The sequence below is a fragment of the Oxalicibacterium sp. genome, from assembly GCF_035565035.1.
Taxonomy (GTDB): domain Bacteria; phylum Pseudomonadota; class Gammaproteobacteria; order Burkholderiales; family Burkholderiaceae_D; genus Oxalicibacterium.
Genome location: NZ_DATMTD010000025.1, coordinates 1 through 20998, shown reverse-complemented (window position 1 = coordinate 20998; position 20998 = coordinate 1). Strand labels below are relative to the sequence as shown.

General features: G+C 56.9%; 18 protein-coding genes. 11 read left to right on the top strand and 7 right to left on the bottom strand.

Translation table 11 applies throughout. The annotated features are described in order from the left end of the window. Positions 1-41 precede the first annotated feature (41 nt). From hemC to ppa, 5 genes are all read left to right on the top strand, one after another. Positions 42-1043 (top strand): hydroxymethylbilane synthase, encoded by a 1002-nt coding sequence (hemC, locus tag VN114_RS02735; RefSeq protein ID WP_414694181.1) that lies wholly within the window; start codon positions 42-44, stop codon positions 1041-1043. Then, positions 1036-1809 carry a uroporphyrinogen-III synthase gene (locus VN114_RS02730; protein ID WP_325511733.1) on the top strand — a complete coding sequence of 258 codons (774 nt, stop codon included), beginning with the start codon at positions 1036-1038 and terminating at the stop codon, positions 1807-1809. The genes hemC and VN114_RS02730 overlap by 8 nt, the downstream gene beginning before the upstream one ends. Then, positions 1806-2966, top strand: coding sequence for a uroporphyrinogen-III C-methyltransferase (locus tag VN114_RS02725; protein WP_325511731.1), 1161 nt, complete (start codon positions 1806-1808; stop codon positions 2964-2966). The genes VN114_RS02730 and VN114_RS02725 overlap by 4 nt, the downstream gene beginning before the upstream one ends. 62 nt (positions 2967-3028) lie before the next feature. Beyond that, complete coding sequence (locus tag VN114_RS02720; protein WP_325511729.1) at positions 3029-4225, top strand: heme biosynthesis protein HemY; 1197 nt, start codon at positions 3029-3031, stop codon at positions 4223-4225. Positions 4226-4396: 171 nt separating this feature from the next. After that, positions 4397-4936 (top strand): inorganic diphosphatase, encoded by a 540-nt coding sequence (ppa, locus tag VN114_RS02715; protein ID WP_325511727.1) that lies wholly within the window; start codon positions 4397-4399, stop codon positions 4934-4936. Between the two features lie 82 nt (positions 4937-5018). Here ppa and VN114_RS02710 read toward each other — a convergent pair whose 3' ends face one another. The 3 genes from VN114_RS02710 to VN114_RS02700 all read right to left on the bottom strand — a co-directional run bounded on the left by VN114_RS02710 (position 5019) and on the right by VN114_RS02700 (position 8312). Beyond that, positions 5019-5894, bottom strand: a complete 876-nt coding sequence (locus tag VN114_RS02710) for an EamA family transporter (protein ID WP_325511725.1) — start codon at positions 5892-5894, stop codon at positions 5019-5021. A gap of 104 nt (positions 5895-5998) precedes the next feature. Further along, complete coding sequence (locus VN114_RS02705; protein WP_325511723.1) at positions 5999-6994, bottom strand: serine/threonine-protein kinase; 996 nt, start codon at positions 6992-6994, stop codon at positions 5999-6001. Between the two features lie 130 nt (positions 6995-7124). Next, the gene (locus VN114_RS02700) at positions 7125-8312 is read right to left on the bottom strand and encodes a GNAT family N-acetyltransferase (RefSeq protein WP_325511721.1); all 1188 of its coding nucleotides are present in this window, start codon (positions 8310-8312) and stop codon (positions 7125-7127) included. A 93-nt stretch (positions 8313-8405) separates the two neighbouring features. On the opposite strand from VN114_RS02700, the gene VN114_RS02695 reads away from it, so the two are divergent. Together VN114_RS02695 and VN114_RS02690 are read left to right on the top strand one after the other, a co-directional pair. Further along, the gene (locus tag VN114_RS02695) at positions 8406-10019 is read left to right on the top strand and encodes an NAD+ synthase (RefSeq protein WP_325511719.1); all 1614 of its coding nucleotides are present in this window, start codon (positions 8406-8408) and stop codon (positions 10017-10019) included. An 80-nt stretch (positions 10020-10099) separates the two neighbouring features. Further along, positions 10100-10438, top strand: coding sequence for a P-II family nitrogen regulator (locus tag VN114_RS02690; protein ID WP_325511717.1), 339 nt, complete (start codon positions 10100-10102; stop codon positions 10436-10438). Between the two features lie 83 nt (positions 10439-10521). Here VN114_RS02690 and VN114_RS02685 read toward each other — a convergent pair whose 3' ends face one another. Both VN114_RS02685 and trxB read right to left on the bottom strand, forming a co-directional pair. Beyond that, positions 10522-11160 (bottom strand): Smr/MutS family protein, encoded by a 639-nt coding sequence (locus VN114_RS02685; RefSeq protein ID WP_325511716.1) that lies wholly within the window; start codon positions 11158-11160, stop codon positions 10522-10524. Positions 11161-11236: 76 nt separating this feature from the next. Next, positions 11237-12190: a thioredoxin-disulfide reductase gene (trxB, locus tag VN114_RS02680; protein ID WP_325511714.1), complete on the bottom strand. Its 954-nt coding sequence runs from the start codon at positions 12188-12190 to the stop codon at positions 11237-11239. Between the two features lie 291 nt (positions 12191-12481). On the opposite strand from trxB, the gene VN114_RS02675 reads away from it, so the two are divergent. The 3 genes from VN114_RS02675 to VN114_RS02665 all read left to right on the top strand — a co-directional run bounded on the left by VN114_RS02675 (position 12482) and on the right by VN114_RS02665 (position 16944). Next, complete coding sequence (locus tag VN114_RS02675) at positions 12482-14812, top strand: DNA translocase FtsK (RefSeq protein ID WP_325511712.1); 2331 nt, start codon at positions 12482-12484, stop codon at positions 14810-14812. A 9-nt stretch (positions 14813-14821) separates the two neighbouring features. Continuing rightward, on the top strand, positions 14822-15490 hold the full coding sequence (gene lolA, locus VN114_RS02670) for an outer membrane lipoprotein chaperone LolA (RefSeq protein WP_325511710.1): 669 nt from the start codon (positions 14822-14824) through the stop codon (positions 15488-15490). 164 nt (positions 15491-15654) lie between these two features. Further along, positions 15655-16944, top strand: a complete 1290-nt coding sequence (locus VN114_RS02665) for a replication-associated recombination protein A (protein WP_325511708.1) — start codon at positions 15655-15657, stop codon at positions 16942-16944. A gap of 57 nt (positions 16945-17001) precedes the next feature. Here VN114_RS02665 and VN114_RS02660 read toward each other — a convergent pair whose 3' ends face one another. Beyond that, positions 17002-17202 (bottom strand): hypothetical protein, encoded by a 201-nt coding sequence (locus tag VN114_RS02660; RefSeq protein ID WP_325511706.1) that lies wholly within the window; start codon positions 17200-17202, stop codon positions 17002-17004. 166 nt (positions 17203-17368) lie between these two features. On the opposite strand from VN114_RS02660, the gene serS reads away from it, so the two are divergent. Beyond that, on the top strand, positions 17369-18664 hold the full coding sequence (gene serS / locus VN114_RS02655; RefSeq protein WP_325511704.1) for a serine--tRNA ligase: 1296 nt from the start codon (positions 17369-17371) through the stop codon (positions 18662-18664). Between the two features lie 39 nt (positions 18665-18703). Here the strand turns inward: serS and VN114_RS02650 are convergent, their stop codons facing one another. Further along, a complete protein-coding gene (locus VN114_RS02650; protein WP_325511759.1) occupies positions 18704-20542 on the bottom strand; it encodes a GGDEF domain-containing protein in 1839 nt (612 codons plus the stop codon). Positions 20543-20998 lie beyond the last annotated feature (456 nt).

Here is a 20998-nt window from a genome sequence, read left to right as displayed (position 1 = left end):
ACCGGTAAAAAATGCGCCCGCAAAGGTAAAAGGCGGTCGCAATGTATCAGGTTCGCCAGCTTCCCGACAGAAAATCGAAAGAAGCCGTGTTGAAATTCCCACCCCCGAAAAAATTAATCATCGCCTCGCGCGAAAGTCGCCTCGCCATGTGGCAGGCAGAGCATGTGCGCGAAAAGCTGGCCTTATTATATCCGCAGTGCTCGGTAGAGATTCTCGGCATGACGACAAGAGGCGATCAAATTCTCGATCGCACGCTGTCGAAGGTGGGTGGCAAGGGCCTGTTCGTCAAGGAACTGGAAGTTGCGATTGCCGACGGGCGCGCCGATCTGGCGGTGCATTCGCTGAAGGATGTGCCGATGATTCTGCCGGAAGGTTTTCAACTGGCGGCGGTACTGGAGCGCGAAGATCCGCGCGATGCGTTTGTCTCGAACGACTACGATTCGCTGGATGCGTTGCCGGCCGGTGCGATTGTCGGCACCAGCAGCCTGCGACGTCAGGCGTTGATTGCCGCCCGTTACCCGCAACTGACGATCCGTCCGTTGCGCGGCAATCTGGATACGCGCCTCGGGCGACTGGACAAGGGCGAATATGCCGCGATCATTCTCGCCGCTGCCGGTTTGAAAAGACTGGGTTTGCCGCAACGCATACGCGCATTTTTGCCGCCGGAGCAAAGTCTGCCAGCCCCGGGGCAGGGCGCGATGGCGATCGAGATTCATGCAGCGCGTGCTGATCTGAGCGAGTGGCTGGCACCGCTCGACCATGTGGCGACCTCGCGTGCAGTTGTTGCTGAACGAACCGTTTCCAGAAATTTTGGCGGTAGCTGTCAGGTTCCGTTGGCGGCATTTGCAACCATCGATGGCGACACGATGCGCTTGCGCGCGATGATCGCGACACCGGACGGCGCACGGGTCGCCAGCGCGGATCTGAGCGGTCCGGCGGATGAGCCTGAAGCGCTTGGCAGCCGTATTGCCGACCTGTTGCAAACGCAGGACGCGCGGGCCATTCTGGATTCGTGCAAAGCAGAAGCCGCCGGAGATGCCTGACCCAATCGTCGTTATTACACGGCCGCCGGCGCAGGCTGGGGAATTGGCGCAGCGCGTGAGGGAACTGGGACGTGAAGTCGCTCTTTTCCCGCTGCTGGAAATTTTGCCGTTGGCGGATCAACGTTCGCTGCGAGAGACGCTGAGCGACCTCGAACGTTATGCGTTGATTGCCTTTGTCAGCCCGAATGCAATCGATGCCGCTTTTTGTGCACGTCCGGACTGGCCGCATCAGTTGTCGCTGGCGGTGGTCGGAGAAGGCAGTCGCATCGCCTTGGCGCGACGCGGGATCACGGGAGAGAACAGCGTCATCTTCAGCCCACGCAATCTTGAACGCACCGATTCACAAACCTTGCTGGAAGAACTCGATCTGGCTGCATTGCGCGACAGGGAAGTTCTGATCGTGCGCGGCGAAACGGGCCGCGAATTGCTGGGCGATGCTTTGCGGGCTGCCGGTGCGCGTGTGACGGCGATAGCGGCCTATCGTCGGGCCGCACCGGACTTCACGGAGGCGCGGCGCAGCGAACTGAAACGTTTATTGTGTTGTCAGAACGACTGGATCGTGACCAGCTCGGAGGCGCTGCGTTTTCTGACGCAGATGGTTGCGCAACTCGATGAAGCGGAGGGCGTCGTAAAAATGCAACAACAAAGAATCCTCGTATCGCACGCACGCATCGCAGAAACAGCGGAGTCGCTCGGTTTTCGACACATCATCCGCACCCGATCAGGCGACGACGGCTTGTTGGCCGCGTTACAATCTCTTTCATGAATGACATGCCGACCCCTCCAGAATCAGCGCCGCAACCGGTCCCGGCTGCGGCTTCTTCCCATTCAACCGTCCATGGCGCCGCACCAGTGAAAAAAGGTCGCGAGGGTAAAGGGCGACAGCGCTTTCTCGTTCCTGCGGTCGTCGTGCTGGCGCTGCTGCTGGGAGCGCAATGGTGGTACACGCACAGGGAATTGTCGGAGGTGCGTACCGAAGTCGCACGCCGCATGCAGAGCGGCGACAACGTCAGCAATGAGACGCGCACCATTGCCAAATCCGTGCAGGAAACCGTCACCGAGTTGCAGGCCAAGGTGAACGTTTTGGAGAGCAAACAGATCGAGTCGCAAAGCCAGCAACTCGCACTGGAACAGTTGTATCAGGATCTCTTCAAGCGTCGTGACGACTGGGCGTTGGCCGAAGTCGAGCAGGTATTGTCCACCGCCAGTCAGCAGTTGCAGCTGGCCGGTAATGTGCAGGGTGCCTTGATCGCACTGCAGAATGCCGATGCGAAGCTGTCACGCGCCGATACACCACAATTCGTCACGATCCGCCGCGCGATCGGGCACGACATCGAGCGTCTGAAAGCACTTCCAAGCCTCGATCTGACCGGTGTCGCATTGCGACTCGACAGTGTGATCAGTCAGGTCGACAAGATGCCATTGCTGTCCGATGAACAGCCGGCATTGCCCGCGACCGAACCGAAAAACCGTCCGCCTGCAGCCAACAGGCATGTAAAAGCGAATGCAAACGTCGAGCCGGTCAGGCAGGATTCGACCGAATGGCTGCCGAAAGCAAAGGCACGCTGGGAAAGCTGGTCGAACGAAATGTGGAGTGACGTACGCCAGTTGATCCGCGTGCGCAGCGTGGAAACCACCGATGCGCTGTTGCTGTCGCCGACCCAAGCCTACTATGCACGCGAGAATCTGAAGCTGCGCCTGCTGAATGCGCGCCTGGCGCTGCTGTCGCGCAACGAAAGCGCGTTCCGCAGCGACATGACTGCCGCACAGGACAGCATCTCCAAATATTTCGATACTCGCGCCAAGCAGACCCAAACGGCACAGGCGCTGCTGAAGCAGGTGCAATCCAGCAATCTGGCAATCGAGATGCCGACACTGGCAGAAAGCCTGAACGCAGTTCGCAACTACAAGGCCAAGCCTTGATGTGTGCGGCAATGTCCTGCGGGACTGTTGATAATCAATGATCGCCTATCGTCGTCTTTAATATGCGCATATTTCTCTGGGTCATCGTACTGTTTGCCACCGCCATCGGGCTGGCTGTGGCGGCACATTTCAATGTGGGCAACGTGGTGTTTTTTTACCCGCCGTACCGCGTTGACCTGTCGCTTAATTTCTTTATCCTGCTGGCCATCCTGCTGTTCTTCGCTGTCTATGCGATTCTGAAAACGATCCGTGTGGCGCAAAAAATGCCGGGACGCGTCGCGACCTATCGTCGTGAAAAACTTGAACGCAAGGGCAATCAGGCATTGCGCGAATCGTTGAAGGCCTACTTCGAAGGGCGTTTCGGGCACGCGGAAAAAGCGGCGATGCGCGCTACCGATTCACCGGATAACGCCGGCCTTGCCGCGTTGATCGCTGCGCGCGCCGCGCACCGGATGCAGCAGACCGACCGGCGCGATACCTGGCTGGCCACGGTCGAGGAAGATCAGGTGCTGAAGACGGCACGCCTGATGACGGCGATCGAATTGCTGGTAGATGAACGGCAGCCCGAACTGGCACTGGACGTCGTCAAGGAACTGAATGCCAACGGCACGCGCCACATTCACGCGTTGCGCATGGCGTTGAAAGCGAATCAGCGTGCGAACAACTGGCCGGAAGTGTTGCGTCTTGTGCGTACTCTGGACAAGAATCGCGCGTTGCATCCGGCACTATCCACACGTCTGCGTGAACTGGCCTATCAGGATCTGCTGCAGAATCCGTCAAACGATGCGGAGTCAATTCGCAATGTCTGGTGGGCGATTCCGGCAGAAGATCGCATCAAGCCTTACGTCGCCCTGCATGGTGCGCAGGCATTCAATCGCAGCGGTCTATATGACGATGCGCGTGCAATTGTCGAGAAGGCGATGGAGGCCGAGTGGGACGAACGTCTGCTGCGTCCTTATCGTGCGGCAGCGGCGCTGGAAGGTTCGCCGGCATTGCTGGCACAGATCGAGCGCTGCGAGGCGTGGAACGGCAAGCATCCGGGCGATCCGGAACTGGAACTCACGCTGGGCACCTTGTGCCTTCGCCAGAGTCTGTGGGGCAAGGCACAGCGTCACCTGGAACAGGCGCTGTCCGATGCCAGCCATCCACGCATGCTGCAGGAAATTCACCTGAAGCTGGCGCAACTGCATGAAGGGTTGAACCAGCCGGAAGAAGCGGCTTCGCATTATCGCCAGTGCGCGATTGCGACAGCGCTGTAAATCCGTTCATCGGCATCTTTCGTTCCTGCCTTGCGAATCATCTCCTGATCCTGTGATGATTCGCCATACGCCGATTGCCGGCCTGTAACGGCCCTGCCTCCGGCGGGTTGCGAGGTGAAAGCCGTTATAATCTCGGGTTGGCAATATTCTTCCCACTTTCGAGAACACATCATGAGTCTGAACAACGTCCCAGCCGGCAAGGATCTGCCGAACGATTTCAACGTCATCATCGAAATCCCGATGAATGCCGATCCGGTCAAATACGAAGTCGACAAGGAATCCGGTGCGATTTTCGTCGATCGCTTCATGAGCACGGCAATGCATTACCCATGCAACTACGGTTACATTCCGCAAACGCTGTCCGACGACGGTGATCCGGTCGATGTGCTGGTGATCACGCCGTTTCCGCTGTATCCGGGAGTTGTGGTGCGCTGCCGCGTGATTGGCGTGTTGAAGATGACCGACGAAGCAGGCGGTGACGCAAAACTGCTGGCTGTTCCCGTCGACAAGATTCTGCCGATCTACACGCACTGGCAAAAACCGGAAGACATCAACGACCTTCGCCTGCAGCAAATCCAGCACTTCTTCGAACACTACAAGGATCTGGAAAAAGGCAAGTGGGTCAAGGTCGAAGGATGGGGCGGTCCCGACGAAGCCAAAGCCGAAATTCTGGCCGGCGTCGAAAACTACAAGAAGCAGGCGAAGGCCTGATCGTATTGTCGTATTGCACGGCCCTATCGCAAAAAAAGCGCACTTCGGTGCGCTTTTTTGTTGTTCTGCAATCGTCGCGAAGTTAACCGATCTTGTTTTTCATTTGCTTTCCACCGAACTGGTTGAATGCGAGGCCGCACAACACCAGCAAGCCGGCAACGATCTTCCACCATTGCAGCGGTTCGTCCAAAACGAGCGTCGCACTCAGCATGCCGAACACCGGCACCAACAGCGTAAACGGTGCAATCGTCGCGGCCGGATATTTGCGCATCAACATCGACCAGATGCCGAAACCGAGAATCGTGTTCGGATAGGACTGAAACATCACTGCGGCGACAGAAAGCCAGCTGGCGCGCTGTGCGGTTTCCAGCCACGCGACGGGCCCTTCGACGACAAGTGACGCGCACAACAACGGCGGGGTTGCCAGCAAGGATCCCCAGACAACCAGCGCAACCGGATTCACCTTGCCAATTTTTTTTGTGAAGATATTCGCGGTCGCCCACGACATCCCGCCAGCGATCACCAGCAGGAAGCCGATGATAGTCGCCTTGCCTTCAAGATGTACACCGACCAGCAACATGCCGCTGAAGGCAACGATGGAACCTATCCACTGGCTTATCCGTGGGCGTTCCCCAAGCAGCAGGATTGCCAGGCCGATCGTGAAAAATGCTTGCAGTTGAATGACAAGCGAAGCCAGCCCGGCAGAGAGCCCCAGCTTCATGCCGTAAAACAGCAATGTGAACTGCACGGCGAACTGGAACAGACCGTAACCTGCCAACAGTTTCCATGGAATCGCAGGACGGCGTACGAAAAAGACCAGAGGAAACGCGGCGAACAGGAAACGCAGGGCGGTAAAGAGGATGGGCGGCAAATCCTGCAGACCCACCTTGATCACGACGAAATTGACGCCCCAGATACCGACGACGGCGATGGCAATCAGGATGTCGGTAAGACTCATTTCAGTAGGGATGCAGAGACAGTCACATCGGCAAACGGTTGTTGCCGGTCATGCATTGTAACGGTGTCGTACTGGATCTGCTGCGAAGACGCTGGATGTGTCGGTCAGCGCAGCCACATCGAATAGGCAACGATCGATGCTGCGACAAGAACACCGCATATCGGCCAGAATAGCCGGGATTTTTCAAATTCGGGGGCGTTTGCAGATTGTTCTGCGCGTTCTGTTTTCGGTACGCGTTCATGTTCGCGTCTGGTGCGAGTCAGATGGCGCTTGATGTCGAGCGCCATTTCTTCTGCGGTCTGATAGCGTTTTTCCGGCTTCTTGCTCATGGCTTTCGACACGATGTGTGACAGCCACGTCGGGACGTCGCCTTCGATCATGTGCGGTTCCGGCGCAGCCTTGAAGGCAATCTGCTGCAGTAGCTTATCCGTATCGACTGCATGAAAAGGTTTGCGGAAAGTCAGCATCTCGTACATGACGGCACCGAGCGAATAAATATCGGTACGAACGTCCACTGAGAGGCCAAGCGCCTGTTCCGGCGACATGTAATTTGGGGTGCCGAGAATGTTGTCGTGGAACAGCGTGTACGGCTCTTCCGCCTTCTGATTTGCGCCGGGCACGCGGTTCGGCGCGCGTGCGATACCGAAATCGACGATCTTCGGCTGATGATCCGTCACCAAAAAAATATTGGCCGGTTTGATGTCACGATGGATGACGCCGTTTTTGTGCGCATGTTCCAGTGCGTCTGCAATCTTCCACGAGATCGACGCCACGTCGTCTGGCGTAAAGCGATGGCCGCCGTTCATCATCTTGCTCAGTTCGCGGCCCTGCAGGTATTCCATTGCGATGTAGGTCCAGTCGCCTTCGCTGGTCGCTTCGTAGATCGTCACGATATTCGAATGCGCGAGACGGCCGGCAGCACGTGCCTCGTTGATGAACTGCTGTTCGTACTGCTTCTTTTCCACCAGCGACATGCGGTTGCGGAAGGTCTTCAGTGCGACGTCACGGTCGATGATCGGATCATGCGCCAGATAGACGACGCCAATCGAGCCGCGCCCGAGCTCTTGCTTGATGGAAAAACGTCCAATTCGTGTCGGCATGGCGTGCGCTGCCGGTTGCAGGGAGGGGGCGGTTAGTGTCATCGTGGCGTTAGCATGCACGGACGAAGAGTGGCTGGCAAGCCATGTTCAAGGTAATTTCGCAATTTCGCATTTCTTGTCGGACATCCTGTTACGCCTTGAACGGATTTCTCTCGTTCAGTTCGTCAATATACGAATCGATGTCGCCGCTTTCCCGTTGCAGGAATTCCTCGATTGCGTTGGCAAAAGCGGGATGCGCCAGCCAGTGGGCAGACCAGGTTTTTTGCGGCAGGAAGCCGCGCGCCATCTTGTGTTCACCCTGTGCACCGCCTTCAAAGCAGGCAATCCGATTCGAAATGCAAAATTCCAGAGGCTGGTAATAAGCGGTTTCGAAATGCAGACAATCGACATGTGCCAACGCCCCCCAGTAGCGGCCGTACAGCGTTTGTCCGTCATGCACGACCAGCGAAGAGGCAATCGGCAGACCGTCCCGTTCGGCAACGATTAGCAATAGATTGTCCGGCATCGTCGCGCCGATACGCAGGAAAAAGTCGAGATTCAGATACGGTGTGGAATGATGTGCGGCGTAGGTGTGGTCGTAGCAACGCTTGAAGAATTGCCAGTCGCTTTCCTTCGCATTGCGCCCGGCAATGTGGCGAAAGCTGACGCCGGCTTCCTGCACCTTGCGGCGTTCGGCGCGGATGTTCTTGCGCTTCTTGCGTTCCAGCGTTTCGAGAAATTCGTCAAAGCTGCGATAGCCGTTATTAAGCCAATGAAACTGCACGCCGGTGCGCAACAAAAAGCCGTCATCGTGCAGAATTTCCGCCTGTTCCTGCGGCGGATAAAGGATGTGCGTCGACGAAAAATCATTGCCTTGCTGAATGGCGCCCAGCGCGGCGACCAGCGCCGATTGTGCTTCCGCATCGCGTGCGATCAACCGGCTGCCGGTGACCGGCGTGAATGGAATTGCCGACAGCAGTTTTGGGTAATAGTCGAGACCGTTGCGCTCATAGGCATCGGCCCACGCCCAGTCGAATACGTATTCGCCATAGGAATGATTCTTTGCATACAGTGGCAATGCCGCAGCGAGTTCATCGTTCCCGTTACGGTCCGTGCGCCAGATGACGACGAATTGCGGTTGCCAGCCGGAACGGACGGAGGCACTACCGCTTTCGTGCAGTGCGTCGAGAAACGCGAACGACAGGAACGGATTGGCATCGGCTTGCAGTGCCAGCAAACCGTCCCATGCAGGTTGGCCGATTTCTGACAGAGAGGAGACAATACGCGTGCGATAATGAAGGACGGCGCTGGCGCTGGCAGTTGGTTCGGTTTTATTCATGCAATTTCAGAGTCGCGCAATCTTTCACGTATTTTATTTACCTGCGTTTAACCGTTTTCGTTTCTGTTTCGTTTCGCTTTTAATTCTTACGCCATGACAGTCAAAGTCGCCATCGCGCAAATCAACAGTACGGTCGGTGATCTGGCCGGCAATCGTGCTCGCATCGTCGAATTCTCCCGTCGCGCCGTCGCACAAGGGGCCGACATCGTTTTGACGCCTGAACTGTCGCTGGTCGGCTATCCGCCAGAAGATTTGCTGTTGCGTCAGTCATTCTACGCAAAAACATCGGAGACGTTGGACGCGCTGGCCGCCGATCTGGCGGAGTTCAGGGATGTCTGCGTGATCGTCGGCCATCCGCTGGAACAGGACGGTTTGCGTTTCAATGCAGCATCGGTTCTGCTCAACGGTGTGATTGCCGGCACCTATTGCAAACACAATTTGCCGAACGCGGCGGTATTCGACGAGAAACGTTATTTTTCCTCGGACGATCAGCCGCTGGTGTTCGACGTCAAGGGCGTGCGTTTCGGCATCAATATTTGCGAAGACACGTGGTTCGCACATGCACCGGCGCGTGCCGCCGCTGCCGGTGCGCAGGTCTTGCTGGTGCCGAACGGTTCGCCGTATCACATGTACAAGCAGCATCTGCGCGTGGACATGATGCGGGCCAACGTCTGTGATCACGGCATGAGCGTGGTGTATGCAAATCTGGTCGGCGGGCAGGATGAACTGATATTCGACGGCAATTCCTTCGTGCTGGATCAAAGCGGCGCGTTGCGTGCGCATTTGCAGCATTGCGTGGAGGATTTGCAGGTCGTCGAATTCGAAGGAGCGCAACCGGTCAACGCCACCATCGTCGAGGAATTGCCGGTGGAAGCGCAGGTCTACAAGGCGCTGGTGCTGGGGGTGCGCGATTACATCGGCAAGAATGGTTTTCCAGGCGCACTGATCGGCATGTCGGGTGGCGTCGATTCTGCACTGACGCTGGCCGTTGCAGTCGATGCGCTGGGCGCGGACAAGGTGCGTGCGGTCATGATGCCGTCACCGTATACCGCGGATATTTCGTGGATCGATTCGCGCGACATGGTGGCGCGCGTCGGTGTGCGTTACGACGAAATCCCGATTGCCGATTGTTTCGATGCGTTCAATCGCACGCTATCGGAAGAATTCACGGGACTGGCACAGGATACGACGGAAGAAAACATTCAGGCCCGCATTCGCGGCACGATCCTGATGGCGCTGTCGAACAAGCATGGTTCCATCGTGCTGACGACCGGCAACAAGAGCGAAATGGCGGTCGGCTATTGCACGTTGTACGGCGACATGGCTGGCGGTTTTGCGGTGCTGAAGGATATTGCGAAAACCTTGGTGTACCGTCTGTGCGCCTGGCGCAATTCGGTCGGCAGTGTGATTCCAGAGCGCATCCTGACGCGTGCCCCGTCGGCAGAATTGCGGCCGGACCAGACCGATCAGGATTCTTTGCCGCCGTATGACGTTCTTGATGCGATCATGCAGATGTACATGGAGGAAAACCGCAGCAGCGCCGAAATTGTCGCAGCCGGTTATCGTCCGGAAGATGTGACACGCATCACGCACCTGATCAAGATCAACGAATACAAGCGGCGCCAGTCGCCGGTCGGCATTCGCGTCACGCATCGCGCGTTCGGACGCGACTGGCGTTATCCGATTACGTCCCGATTCCGTGAATGATGGCAAAATGGGGAAAAGTTTCCGGCCGATGCTGAACGCGCGTGCCGAAACCAGTACGAAATTACCTGAGGAGCATGTTGATGAAACAAATTACCGCAATTATCAAACCGTTCAAGCTCGATGAAGTGCGCGAAGGACTGGCAGAAGTCGGCGTGACCGGTTTGACGGTCACCGAGGTCAAGGGTTTCGGCCGTCAGAAAGGCCATACCGAGCTGTATCGCGGCGCGGAGTACGTGGTCGACTTCCTGCCGAAAGTAAAAGTGGAAGCGGTGGTGGACGACAGCGTGCTTGAACAGGCGGTCGATGCCATTATCAAGGCGGCACGCACCGGCAAGATCGGCGACGGCAAGATTTTCGTGCGCTCGGTGGAGCAGGTTATTCGGATCCTTACTGGCGAGACCGGCAGCGACGCGGTTTAAATTCCGTCGCGTCATGAAAAAGGCCGGCTTGCTGCCGGCCTTTTGTTTTTTGCAACTCCGTTTGTACCTGCAGAAATAAAAACTCAGTTTGCCTGCAACAGCACAATCAAGGCGCCGGCACCGCCATCGGCTGCGCGGGCCTGGCAGAAGGCAATCACCTCGTCCTTTTGCACCAGCCAGTTGCGTACCTTGTTCTTCAATACGGGTGTCTTGTTCACCGACCCCAGCCCTTTGCCGTGAATGACACGCACGCAACGCAGACCGCGTTTTACCGAGGTGCGCAGGAATTCTCCCAGCGCGTCGCGTGCCTCGTCGGTACGCAGTCCATGCAGATCGAGCTGTGCCTGAATCACCCAGTTGCCGCGACGCAGTTTGCGCACGACGTCGGGACCGATGCCTTCGCGTGCGTAACTCAACGCTTCATCGGTATCCAGCAGTGATTCGATCGTGAATTCGTCGGACAGCGATTCGCGCAGCGCAGCTTGCTCGTCGGCCAGATGCTGGCGTGCAATCGGCAACGGACGTGGGGGAACGATCGCGGCCTTGTCGGCCTTTTTCAGCGGCGCAACGTCACCCATGCTGCTGCGAAAAAGATCGGCTTCCAGCTGTGCCTTTTTTTCGGCACGTATCCGTTCTTCTTCGGCGCGTTGACGCATTTCTTCCTGCTTTTTCAGATCCTTGTGCAAAACCTTGAGGCCTGCAAAATCCTTGAGCGAAGACATGGCGGCAATCCGGGATGGGCGATGAATGAATGGGACGTGCCTGTCATTTATCGAAGCAACATGACAGGCACGCTGATTACTCCAGACTTTCCAGATAGCGTTGCGCATCCAGCGCAGCCATGCAGCCGGTGCCGGCGCTGGTGATGGCCTGGCGGTAGATGTGATCCTGCACGTCGCCGGCAGCAAACACGCCTGGCACACTGGTGGCCGTTGCCATGCCTTCGAGACCGGTTTTGGTCTTGATGTAGCCGTTATGCATGTCGAGCTGGTCGATGAAGATATCGGTATTCGGCTTGTGGCCGATCGCAATGAAGACGCCATGCAGCTTGATGCTGCTGACCTTGTCGTCGATCGTCGACTTGACGTTGATGCCGGTCACGCCGCTATCATCGCCGGCAACTTCTTCCAGCGTGTGGTTCAGTTTCAGTTCGATCTTGCCTTCGGCAACCTTCGCCATCAGACGGTCGATCAGAATCGCTTCGGCGCGGAATTTGTCGCGACGATGAATGACGGTGACTTTTTTCGCGATGTTCGACAGATACAACGCTTCTTCGACGGCCGTGTTGCCGCCGCCGACAACAGCGACTTCCTGTTCGCGGTAGAAGAAGCCATCGCATGTTGCGCAGGCAGAAACGCCTTTACCCATGAAATCCTGTTCCGACGGCAGGCCCAGATACTGGGCGGAAGCGCCGGTCGCAATGATCAGCGAATCACAGGTGTATTCCCCCATGTCGCCGGTTAGGCGGATCGGCTTTTCATTCAGGTGGGTCGTATGGATGTGGTCGAAGATGATTTCTGTATTGAAGCGCTCTGCGTGCTGCAGCAGGCGTTGCATCAGTTCCGGACCTTGCACGCCCAGCGGATCGCCTGGCCAGTTTTCGACATCGGTGGTCGTCATCAGCTGTCCGCCTTGTTCGACGCCGGTGATCATGACCGGCTTCAGATTGGCGCGCGCAGCATAAATGGCAGCACTGTAGCCCGCAGGACCGGAGCCGAGGATGAGAACTTTTGCGTGTTTGACGATGGACATGATGTTTTTCTAAAGTAGATGGATGACCGCTGAATGGCAGAAACCGGTGCCTGTCGCCTGTATATGTCGCCACGGCATCAAATTTCAACCGCTCCCTGAATTATTCGGTGTAACGGGTAAAAACTGGTTAAGATTATAGAGGAACCGGCGCAATCCGTAGGGCGCGTCCGTCGAAAGGGCTGTCTGCTCACGACAAGGAACCCGGTTTCGATATTGACTTCTGTACAGGCCGGTGCCGCACTCTTTCTGCGCGGGCCGCGCCACTGATTTGACGTGAACGCGTCTGGATTTATGACTAAAACAAGCCAAGCCTATACCCGCAAGACCACGATTTCGAAAGATCAGCCGCCCGGCCGGATTGCCCGCTTGCTGTCCGAAGCGCGTTGGCTGATGCTCGCCGTCGTTACGCTTTATCTGATGCTGATTTTCATGACGTATTCGCCGGTCGATCCAGGCTGGTCACACGCGAATGTCGTTGCCAAATTACACAACGTCGGTGGGCGGGCCGGTGCGTGGCTGTCCGATCTGCTGCTGTTTATTTTCGGTGCATCCGCATGGTGGCTGTGCGTATTGTTGCTGCGCCTGGTGTGGATCGGTTACCGCAGGCTGTCGCAACGTTATCTGCTAAAAAAAGAACCGGAAGCGCCGCATCGTCACGAAGGCCTGATTCGCGGCATCGGGTTTGCGCTGCTGATGACGGGTAGTGTGGCAATTGAATATCTGCGCATGTATTCGATGAAGGCGCAGTTGCCGCGTGCACCGGGTGGCGTGCTTGGAGAGCTGATCGGCAATGCTGCGCAGAATGCGTTTGGCTTCATGGGCGCAACGCTGTTGCTGCTGCTGTTGTTCGGCGTCGGATTCAGTCTGTTTTTTCATGTGTCCTGGCTTGGCGTTGCCGAACGCATCGGCGAATTGCTCGAACGTTCACTGCAGTTGGTCAGCAATCTGTATGGCGCCCGCAAGGATCGTCAACTCGGTCAGGTGGCCGCGGTCAAGCGCGAAGAAGCGGTTGTCCAGGAGCGCGCCAAGATCGTCGAAGCGCCGCCAATCCGCATCGAGCCGCAGATCGTCGCCGTGCCGAAATCCGAGCGTGTCGAAAAGGAGAAGCAGGTCTCGCTGTTCAACGATCTGCCGGATACCAATCTGCCGCCGTTGTCGCTGCTCGACGAAGCACCGGAAACACAGGAAACCGTCAGCGTCGAAACGCTGGAATTCACCAGCCGCCTGATCGAGAAGAAGCTGTCCGACTTCGGTATCACCGTCAAGGTCGTCGCGGCATATCCGGGCCCGGTCGTCACGCGTTACGAGATCGAACCGGCGACCGGCGTCAAGGGCAGCCAGATCGTCAATCTTGCGCGCGATCTGGCGCGCTCGCTGTCGCTGACATCGATTCGCGTGGTCGAGACGATTCCGGGCAAAAACTACATGGCGCTGGAATTGCCGAATCCGAAGCGCCAGATTGTGCGCCTGACCGAGATCGTCAGCTCCAAGGTTTATAACGACAGCACGTCCAGCCTGACCGTCGCACTCGGCAAGGATATCGCCGGCAATCCGGTGGTTGCCGATCTGGCAAAGATGCCGCACTTGCTGGTGGCCGGGACCACCGGTTCCGGTAAATCGGTCGGCATCAACGCAACGATCCTGTCGCTCTTGTACAAGTCGGACCCGAATCAGGTCCGCATGATCCTGATCGATCCGAAGATGCTGGAACTGTCGATCTATGAAGGCATTCCACATCTGCTGGCGCCGGTCGTTACCGACATGCGTCAGGCAGGTCATGCGTTGAACTGGGGCGTCAACGAGATGGAGCGCCGATACAAGCTGATGAGCAAGCTTGGCGTACGTAATCTCGCCGGTTACAACGCCAAGATCGCCGAAGCGGAAAAGAACGAGCAGAAGATTCCGAATCCGTTCAGCCTGACGCCGGATGCGCCTGAACCGCTGGAGAAATTGCCGACCATCGTCATCATCATCGACGAACTCGCCGACCTGATGATGGTCGTAGGCAAGAAGGTCGAGGAATTGATCGCGCGTATTGCACAAAAGGCACGTGCCGCCGGCATCCACTTGATTCTGGCGACACAGCGCCCATCTGTAGACGTGATCACGGGCCTGATCAAGGCTAATATTCCGACGCGCATTGCGTTCCAGGTCAGCAGCAAGATCGATTCGCGCACGATTCTGGATCAGATGGGTGCGGAAGCGTTGCTCGGCATGGGCGATATGTTGTACATGCCGCCGGGAACGGGATTGCCGGTTCGGGTGCATGGTGCGTTCGTATCGGATGACGAGGTCCATCGTGTCGTCAATCATTTGAAAGAGCAGGGCGAACCGAATTACATCGAAGGCATTCTGGAGGGCGGGGTTGCAGAAGAAGGCGACCTGCTTGGCGCGGAAGGTGGCGCGGGTGGTGGCGAAGCGGATGCACTGTACGATCAGGCAGTGGCAATCGTATTGAAAAATCGCCGTGCGTCGATCTCGCTGGTACAGCGTCATCTGCGCATCGGCTACAACCGCGCAGCACGCTTGCTGGAACAGATGGAACAAAGTGGCCTGGTCTCTACGATGCAATCGAACGGTAACCGTGAAATTCTGGTGCCCGTCGGGAACGCGAACGAATAAAGGATGTACATGAAGAATCAACAATCCATTGCAGCAAAACGTCGCGATCTTCGCCTGCCGGCGCTGGCCGTGTTGTTCGTTGCGGCTGTCCTGGTGTTGCCATCGTTCGCACACGCTGCGGCGCTGGAACAGTTCAAGACGTTCGTGGCGACGACGCAGTCCGCACGCGGTGAATTCACGCAGCAATTGGTGAAGATCGACAGCGGAACGGTCAAGGCGAGCAATAAATCAACGGGGACTTTCATCTTTTCGCGTCCGGGAAAATTCATCTGGACCTATCAGAAACCGTATGAACAGTTGCTGCAGGCCGATGGAGAAAAGCTGTACATCTACGACAAGGACCTGAATCAGGTCACGGTCAAAAAACTGGGTGACGCACTGGGCTCTTCGCCGGCCGCCATCCTGTTCGGCAGCAATAATCTGGAACAGAATTTCACACTAAAGGAAGGCGCGCCGAAGGATGGGATGGAATGGCTGGAAGCGACACCGAAAGCAAAGGACACCACGTTCGAGCGCATCGGTATCGGCATGAAGGATGGTGTGCCGGCCGCGATGGAATTGCGCGATTCGTTCGGCCAGATTTCGCTATTGACGTTCGGCCGTTTCGAAAAGAATCCGGCGATGCCTGCAAGCCAGTTTAAGTTCACGGTTCCGAAAGGCGCTGACGTTTTTCAGTAATCGCTATTCGCTGACGAGGCCATTCGCGTCGGTACGGAAAAATAATAAAACAGCGACGCCAGTCTGATTCAGGTCTGGCGTCGATTTCATTTTAGTCAGGCCGATTTTTTTCATTCACGTTTTCATTTCACGTTTTCACTCAGTTACCCGGACAGTCACGATTCATGAACGCCACGCCACTTGCCGAACGACTTCGCCCGCACACGCTTGATGAGGTGATCGGGCAGCAGCACATCCTCGGCCCGGGCAAGCCGCTGCGCGTCGCCTTCGAATCGGGCGAACCGCATTCGATGATCCTGTGGGGACCGCCGGGTGTCGGCAAGACAACGCTGGCGCGCCTGATGGCCGACAGTTTCAATGCCGATTTCATCGCGTTGTCGGCCGTTCTGTCTGGTGTCAAGGACATTCGCGAAGCGGTCGATCGTGCCGAACTGGCGCGTGGCGCGATGGGACGCCGCACGATTCTGTTCGTCGATGAAGTCCATCGCTTCAACAAGAGTCAGCAAGATGCATTCTTGCCGCATGTGGAAAGTGGCTTGTTCACCTTCATCGGTGCAACGACGGAAAATCCGTCGTTCGAAGTCAACGGTGCGTTGCTGTCGCGCGCCGCCGTTTATGTGCTGAAATCGCTGGATGAAAACGATCTCGGCGCGATGCTGGATCGTGCCGCGCATAACGAGTTGGAAGGCATCACTTTCACAGCGGAAGCGAAGGAAATACTGATTGCCAGCGCCGACGGCGACGGGCGCAAGTTGCTCAACAATCTGGAAATTGTCGCACGCGCTGCGCGGGCGAAAAAACAGAATGAAATCGACGTCGAACTGCTGCAGGCCTGTCTTGGCGACGCGCTGCGTCGTTTCGACAAGGGCGGCGACACGTTCTACGACCAGATTTCCGCCTTGCATAAATCGGTGCGCGGCTCCAACCCGGATGCGTCCTTGTACTGGTTCTGCCGCATGCTTGATGGCGGTGCCGATCCGCGCTATCTGGCACGCCGTATCGTGCGCATGGCGTGGGAAGACATCGGCCTTGCCGATCCGCGTGCGATGGCGATCGTCAACGAGGCTGCTGCGACTTACGAAAGACTAGGCTCCCCGGAAGGCGAACTGGCATTGGGGCAGGCCGTGATCTATCTGGCGATGGCAGCCAAGAGCAATGCGGGTTACAAGGCCTACAACCAGGCGCGCGCCTTCGTCGCAAAGGACAAGTCGCGCCCGGTACCCGAACACTTGCGTAATGCGCCGACCAAGCTGATGAAGGAGCTGGGCTACGGCAAGCTATACCGTTATGCCCACGATGAGCCGGACGCCTATGCAGCGGGTGAAACCTATCTGCCGGACGGCATGGCCGATCCGCACTGGTACGAACCGACGCCGCGCGGACTGGAAGGAAAAATCGGCGAGAAGCTGAATTACTTGCGTACGCTCGATCGCGACGCCCGCAAGAAGAAATAAGAACGCCGATTTACGGCATGGCAATGCAATCGTCTGAGACTCGTCAGATCGTCGGTGTCAGGGAAAGAGCCGCATCTTGATCTGTTTGGCAAAGGCATAAGCCGCACCAATGCAGATGCCTGCCACCACGCCGTACACGATGCTGCCGGCGTAAAAATAAAACAGGCTGCCAGTCCAGATGGCGCACCCCGACATCGCGATCAGGCCGATGATCAAAAGCGGCAGAGGGACCGGGGCGGGTGTCGGTTTGTCGTCCATGTTCAATGCTGTTTCTGTTTGTTTATGCCGGAAAGACCGTCATGGTAGCCCAGCACGGCAATCATCATGGCGAAAATGGCCCGAGCGGCGAATTTCCCTGAACAAGGTGGGAATCGTTGCCTGCCTTGGTACAATCTCGGTTTGATTCATCTTTCCGCTTTCTTTCATGATCGACATTCAATTTCTCCGTAAAGACATCGATAGCGTCGCCGCCCGTCTGGCCGGCCGCAAGTTCCAGCTCGATGTAGCCACTTTCAACGCACTGGAAGCGGAACGCAAACAGATTCAATCAGGTACGGAAGAGTTGCAAAACAAGCGCAACACGCTGTCCAAGCAGATCGGCATGCTGAAGGGCAAGGGCGAAGACACTTCCGCCGTGATGGCGCAGGTTGCCGGTCTCGGCGATGAGTTGAAGGCATCGGCCACTCGTCTGGACGAATTGCAGACGCAGATCAGCGACTACATGCTGGCGATTCCGAACCTGCCGCATGAATCGGTACCGGTCGGTACCGATGAAAGCGGCAACGTCGAAATGCGCAAGATCGGCACGCCGCGCGCTTTCGATTTCGAGGTCAAGGATCATGTCGATGTCGGTGCGCCGCTGGGACTGGATTTCGACGTTGCGACAAAAATTACGGGATCGCGTTTCGCCGTGATGAAGGGCGGCATCGCGCGCCTGCATCGTGCGCTGGCGCAATTCATGCTCGATACGCACACGGCGGAACACGGTTACACCGAATGCTATACGCCCTACATCGTCAACGCCGATTCGCTGAAGGGAACCGGGCAGTTGCCGAAGTTTGAAGCCGATCTGTTCGCCGTCAAGAAGGGCGGTCAGGAAGGCGAGGGCGAAGCCCTGTATTTGATCCCGACGGCGGAAGTATCCGTCACCAACATCGTGCGCGATGAAATCCTCGCTGCGGAAACGCTGCCTCTTAAATTGACTGCGCACTCGCCATGTTTCCGTTCCGAAGCCGGCAGCTACGGTCGCGATACGCGCGGCATGATCCGCCAGCATCAGTTCGACAAGGTCGAGATGGTGCAGGTCGTGCATCCGGAGAAATCGTACGAGGCGCTGGAAGAGATGTGCGGTCATGCCGAGAACATCCTGAAAAAACTCGGCCTGCCGTATCGCGTCATCACGCTGTGCACCGGCGACATGGGTTTCGGTGCAGCCAAGACATACGACATTGAAGTCTGGTTGCCGGCACAAAATACCTATCGCGAGATTTCTTCGGTGTCGAATTGCGAAGCCTTCCAGGCGCGTCGCATGCAGGCGCGCTTCCGCAATGCGCAGGGCAAACCTGAACTTGTGCACACGTTGAATGGTTCCGGTCTGGCGGTGGGCCGTACGCTGGTGGCAGTGCTGGAGAATTATCAGCAGGCCGACGGCAGCGTCATCGTGCCGGAAGTGTTGCGCGGTTACATGGGCGGGTTGGAGCGACTGGCTCCGCAAGCTTAAACAGGAATTGTCATGAGCGGCGCGGCAGAGCGCGCCCCGTCATAGCGCAAGCGTATCGGATTGCGCAGCATCATCGTCGTTCGGTTGTTCGACGGCATAAGGTCCCAGGCGACGGTCGATGAACAGGCTGTTTCCCGGGATTTTTTTTGCCTGTTTCTTGGAGTCGGCAGCCGCGGTGGCGATCTGGTGGTGCGAGCCATACATGCCGGGTTCGACTTTCAGCAGCCCAAGCGAAATCGTTGCCAGCGTGTGGAAGACTTTTTTGCCGCGACGGTCTTCGCTGATGTAACCGCCTTTTTTGCGATGTTCATCACTGTAAAAGCCCGGGATGGCGGCGGAGAATACATCCATGATTCTGTGGCAGCGTTCTTCCCAGTCTTCGCTCTGGAACAGGATGATGAAATCATCGCCGCCGATGTGGCCGACAAAATCGCGCTCCGGGTCGCAATGACCGCTGAGGATCCTGCCGGTCAGACGCAGCACATCATCGCCCTTGCGATAGCCGTAAACATCGTTGTACGGCTTGAAGTGATCGAGATCCACATAGCAGACGCAAAAGCGTGAGCCGTTCGCCAGCAGACGATCGATATGTTCGTCGATCGGCACGTTGCCCGGTAACAGCGTCAGCGGATTGGCGTAGCGTGCGGCATTGATCTGCATCTGCGTGATCTCGCGCATCAGGTCGTGCGCGTTGCCCATGCCGATGTAGTGACCGTTATCGGTGATGATGAAGCCGTTGAACAGGTGATGGCGATCGGCATCGACGATGATCTGGCTCAGCGCATGCAGTGCCGTGTTCTTGTCGGTAATCAGCGGATTGTCATCCATGAACAGCGTGCACGACTTCTTGCCGTGGAGTTCGCGCAGATAAGGGCGGGCGAAGCGGTCGATCAGGTTTGCGCGCGTGATCAGGCCGACCGGAATGCCGTGCGATACGACGGGAATGATCTCCAGCGTCGGATCGTTGTTGAACATTTCATAAACGCGATTGTTCTGCACCTCAGGCGACACTGCCTTGACGTTGCGCAGCAGCTTGGAAGCAGTCAGCACTTCGTGACCACGGCCGGTTTCATGCGGATAGATGGTGACGCTGTTTTGTCGCAGCAGTGCACGCAGATCGGTCGGCAGCGTCGTGATCGGATGCGCGTGCGGCCGTGCAATCTTGTAACCCTGTCCGTAAGCCACGCCGAGATCGCGGATCATCAACAGTTCGGCATCCGTTTCGATACCTTCGGCGATGACGAGCGTGCCGGATTTTTCCGCGATTTCCTGAATCGAGCGGACGAACTGCAGCTTGATCGGATCCTGATTGATGCCCTGCACAAAGTGCATGTCGATCTTCACGTATTCCGGCCGGATTTCCGACCACAGACGCAGGCTTGAAAATCCCTCGCCCAGATCGTCGATCGCAATCACGAACCCCATTGCACGGTAATGCCTGACCGCTTCGCGCAACAAATCGTAATCGTAGGTTGGATGGCTTTCGGTCAGTTCGATGATCACGCGTTCCGGATTGATGCCGACTTCGTGGATGTAGCCCAGCGTCTCGCCGAGTTTGACGTCCGGTTGTACCAGGCATTCCGGACTGACGTTGAGGAACAGCTTGCCGGGTAATTGCAGTTCGGCGAATTTTTCCAGCGTGATGCGGCGGCACAGATGTTCGACTTCCACACTCATGTTGCAGGTACGCGCGGCCTTGAACAGATTCAGCGGCGAATGCATCGGACTGTCGGACGGGCCGCGGATCAGGCCTTCGTAGCCGATGATTTCTCCCGTCTGCATCCGCACGATCGGCTGAAAGAGTGGGGTCAACTGGCGATGCTGGATGATGTCGCGCAGGCGTTGCGCCACATGATCATCCTGATCGTTGGCCGACATGACGTTTTTATTCACCGAAAAATCGTGGCCGGCTGTTGGCAACTGAGGTTCCTTCGTGCGGAATCTGAAAGGAGGAAGCAGTGAAATTGCGCTCGTGTCGCGCGCCTTGTCTGCCGCGAAGGTTCCAGTTTCGATCGACTGTGCGGAAGAGAGTGGCATCTGGGTTATAAATGGGGCGTTTGCTGTGAACGGATTGATCTCAGTTGAATGCTACCGATGGTTTATGACAGGATGATGATGGGAATATTGTCGTTTTTGCACTGGCGTGCATGATCGTATGGTCTGATATTCGTGAAGGCTCACAACGCGGCTCTTGGTCGGGCGAAAACGGGAGTTTCAAGTTGCGCGAGACTCTGATATAATTTTTGGCTTCGCGGCTTCGGCTGTGAAATGAAGCAAAAATGAAGTAAAAGACCATATCCGGAGAGGTGGCAGAGTGGTCGAATGTACCTGACT

Bases quoted from the DNA above. Each gene is read 5' to 3' on its own strand.
- VN114_RS02730 (WP_325511733.1), top strand. From the start codon at position 1,036: ATGCCTGACCCAATCGTCGTTATTACACGGCCGCCGGCGCAGGCTGGG.
- VN114_RS02710 (WP_325511725.1), bottom strand. From the start codon at position 5,894: ATGAGTCTTACCGACATCCTGATTGCCATCGCCGTCGTCGGTATCTGG.
- VN114_RS02685 (WP_325511716.1), bottom strand. From the start codon at position 11,160: ATGTCTTCGCTCAAGGATTTTGCAGGCCTCAAGGTTTTGCACAAGGAT.
- VN114_RS02725 (WP_325511731.1), top strand. From the start codon at position 1,806: ATGAATGACATGCCGACCCCTCCAGAATCAGCGCCGCAACCGGTCCCG.
- VN114_RS02665 (WP_325511708.1), top strand. From the start codon at position 15,655: ATGAACGCCACGCCACTTGCCGAACGACTTCGCCCGCACACGCTTGAT.
- hemC (WP_414694181.1), top strand. From the start codon at position 42: ATGTATCAGGTTCGCCAGCTTCCCGACAGAAAATCGAAAGAAGCCGTG.
- VN114_RS02690 (WP_325511717.1), top strand. From the start codon at position 10,100: ATGAAACAAATTACCGCAATTATCAAACCGTTCAAGCTCGATGAAGTG.
- VN114_RS02660 (WP_325511706.1), bottom strand. From the start codon at position 17,202: ATGGACGACAAACCGACACCCGCCCCGGTCCCTCTGCCGCTTTTGATC.
- VN114_RS02675 (WP_325511712.1), top strand. From the start codon at position 12,482: ATGACTAAAACAAGCCAAGCCTATACCCGCAAGACCACGATTTCGAAA.
- trxB (WP_325511714.1), bottom strand. From the start codon at position 12,190: ATGTCCATCGTCAAACACGCAAAAGTTCTCATCCTCGGCTCCGGTCCT.
- lolA (WP_325511710.1), top strand. From the start codon at position 14,822: ATGAAGAATCAACAATCCATTGCAGCAAAACGTCGCGATCTTCGCCTG.
- VN114_RS02720 (WP_325511729.1), top strand. From the start codon at position 3,029: ATGCGCATATTTCTCTGGGTCATCGTACTGTTTGCCACCGCCATCGGG.
- VN114_RS02695 (WP_325511719.1), top strand. From the start codon at position 8,406: ATGACAGTCAAAGTCGCCATCGCGCAAATCAACAGTACGGTCGGTGAT.
- VN114_RS02650 (WP_325511759.1), bottom strand. From the start codon at position 20,542: ATGTCGGCCAACGATCAGGATGATCATGTGGCGCAACGCCTGCGCGAC.
- VN114_RS02705 (WP_325511723.1), bottom strand. From the start codon at position 6,994: ATGCCGACACGAATTGGACGTTTTTCCATCAAGCAAGAGCTCGGGCGC.
- VN114_RS02700 (WP_325511721.1), bottom strand. From the start codon at position 8,312: ATGAATAAAACCGAACCAACTGCCAGCGCCAGCGCCGTCCTTCATTAT.
- ppa (WP_325511727.1), top strand. From the start codon at position 4,397: ATGAGTCTGAACAACGTCCCAGCCGGCAAGGATCTGCCGAACGATTTC.
- serS (WP_325511704.1), top strand. From the start codon at position 17,369: ATGATCGACATTCAATTTCTCCGTAAAGACATCGATAGCGTCGCCGCC.